Origin of the sequence: Vibrio sp. 10N.222.48.A3 (genome assembly GCF_041475345.1) — a bacterium.
Taxonomy (GTDB): Bacteria; Pseudomonadota; Gammaproteobacteria; order Enterobacterales; family Vibrionaceae; genus Vibrio; species Vibrio tasmaniensis_A.
In genome coordinates this window covers 1-2,318 of record NZ_JBFRVX010000297.1, presented here as the reverse complement: position 1 = coordinate 2,318, position 2,318 = coordinate 1, and the positions used below count along the sequence as shown (strand labels likewise).

The 2,318-nt window shown below is 44.8% G+C and carries 3 protein-coding genes; all 3 read right to left on the bottom strand.

Annotation, left to right across the window (positions count from 1 at the left end; genetic code table 11):
• Positions 1-256: 256 nt before the first annotated feature.
• From artM to AB4653_RS09510, 3 genes are read right to left on the bottom strand one after another with little or no spacing between them, the layout of a single operon-like run.
• A complete protein-coding gene (gene artM, locus AB4653_RS09520; RefSeq protein WP_102258486.1) occupies positions 257-925 on the bottom strand; it encodes an arginine ABC transporter permease ArtM in 669 nt (222 codons plus the stop codon).
• Positions 922-1,608: an arginine ABC transporter permease ArtQ gene (gene artQ, locus AB4653_RS09515; RefSeq protein ID WP_017100134.1), complete on the bottom strand. Its 687-nt coding sequence runs from the start codon at positions 1,606-1,608 to the stop codon at positions 922-924. Before artQ ends, artM begins: the two co-directional genes overlap by 4 nt.
• Positions 1,609-1,611: 3 nt before the next feature.
• Positions 1,612-2,307 (bottom strand): lysine/arginine/ornithine ABC transporter substrate-binding protein, encoded by a 696-nt coding sequence (locus AB4653_RS09510; RefSeq protein ID WP_372103979.1) that lies wholly within the window; start codon positions 2,305-2,307, stop codon positions 1,612-1,614.
• Positions 2,308-2,318: the final 11 nt, after the last annotated feature.

The following is a 2,318-nucleotide window of genomic DNA, read 5'->3' as shown; positions in this document are numbered from 1 at the left end:
AGAATTTTTCTATCTAGTTTCATATGTACGGGACTCTACCACGATTAATCACAGTATTTCAGTGACTTAAAACATAGATAAACTCATTGAATGACAAAATGCAGAATATTTCTATATAGTATGATTTTAGCGAAAACCCGCCCATACTGTGTGTAATCACAGTGCCCTGCACATGCCCAAACACAAAAAAAGCCTGCCATTTATACGAAAATAAATGGCAGGCTTTATACGTTAGTTACGCTTGTGAATTGCTAGCTTATGCCGCTTCGAATGCGAGGGCTTTCTTCTCTACCTGACGGAAGATCAGCGTTAATACGCCGTTCACTGCTAGGTAGAATGCGCCAGCAATGCCGAACACTGTGAGCGTGTCGTAGGTTTGGCCGTTGATACGCTGAGCGTACCCCATCAAATCCATGATGGTGATGGTGCTTGCCAGTGACGTGCCTTTGAAGACTAGAATCACTTCGTTCGAGTAAGCTGGAACGGCGCGACGTAGTGCGTATGGCAGTAACACTTTAAGCGTTGCGATTTTGTCCATGCCTAATGCGCGACATGCTTCCCACTGCCCTGCTGGAATCGCGTTGAATGCACCTCTGAACAGTAGCGTGCTGTATGCCGCGGTGTTCAGTGCGAGTGCTAACATTGCACAGAACCAAGGTTGGCTAAGCCATGCCCATAGGAAGCTTTCACGAATCCAATCGAATTGACCCGGGCCGTAATACACCAAGAAGATCTGAACCAACAATGGTGTGCCGGTAAACAGAGTAATGATGCCACGTGTTAACCAGTGAATCGCAGGTATTCTTAGGGTTAGTGTTACCGTCATCAGCAATGACAAGATACAACCAACAAGCAATGAAGCACCTGTGAGTTGAAGACTGGTCACTAAGCCTTCAAGCATTTGGGAGAGGTATTGTTGATTCATGCCATTGCACCTTTGTTACCCAAACCTTGAATAGAGAACTTACCATCAATCACTTTTACCAATCTTTGTGTGATTAAAGTGATGACCAAATAGATAGCTGCTGCTGTCGCGTACCAAGTGAATGCTTCGTGCGTAGCTGCTGATGTTAATTGCGCTTGTTTCAATAGATCGGTTACGCCAATCAATGAAACCAGTGCTGTGTCTTTCAATAACACTAACCATTGGTTGGTTAACCCTGGTAGCGCGTGTCTTACAGCTTGTGGCAATACGACTCTGAAGAAAGCATGAGATTGCGAAATACCAAGCGCACTTGCTGCTTCTCTCTGGCCTTTGCTTACTGCTTTCAACGCACCACGAATAGTTTGCGAAGCGTAAGAAGCAAAAATAAGTGACAGTGCAACAACACCAGATAAGAACGGGCTCACTTCTATGAAGTCGCCTGTGATCATGAACAGAACTTGTGTCGAACCAAAGTAGATAAACAGTACGACCAGAATTTCTGGTAAACCACGAACAATCGTCACAAATGCAGTCGTTGGCCATTTGATTGCAATACGACGAGACATCTCACCACTTGCAAACAACACTGCTAGAACCAATCCAACCAATAGGCTTACGAACGCAAGCTGAACTGTCATCCAGCTTGCTTCGACGAGCCCTAAAGAGTAACCCGTTAATTCCATAAATTACTTACCGAAGTACTTGTTAAAGATCTTGTCGTATTCGCCGTTCGCTTTCACTGCTGCAAGTGCAACGTTAAGCTGGTCTACAAGTTCTTGGTTACTCTTGTTTACTGCGATACCAAAGCCGTTACCGAAGTACTCTTGGTTTGTTACTTGGTCGCCTACATACGTTAGGTTGTCTTGCTTTTTGAACCATTCAGCTACTACCGCTGTGTCACCAAATACTGAATCGATACGACCGTTTTTCATGTCGATGAATGCATCTTGGTAGCTTGAGTAAGGTACCGCTGTTACGCCAGCCATTTGCTCAAGTAGGAAGCTCTGGTGAGTTGAACCGTTTTGAACGCCAACACGCTTACCTTCTAGTGCTGCTTGGTCTGCTACTTTGCCTTCAATAGAGATGAATGCTGCAGAGTTGTCGTAGTAAGCGTTAGAGAAGTTTACTTGTTTAAGACGCGCTTCAGTGATGTCCATTGCCGAAATAGCGGCATCGTAACGTTTGAATTTAAGCGCTGGGATTAAGCTATCGAACGCTTGGTTGTGAAAAGTACAAGTCGCTTTCATCTCTTCACAAAGTGCGTTTGCTAGGTCTACGTCAAAACCTTGGATTTGGTTGTTCTCGTCCATGTATTCGAATGGTGCGTAAGTTGCTTCCATTGCGAATTTGATTTCGTCTTGTGCCGATGCATTAACAGCCATGCCTGCAGAAG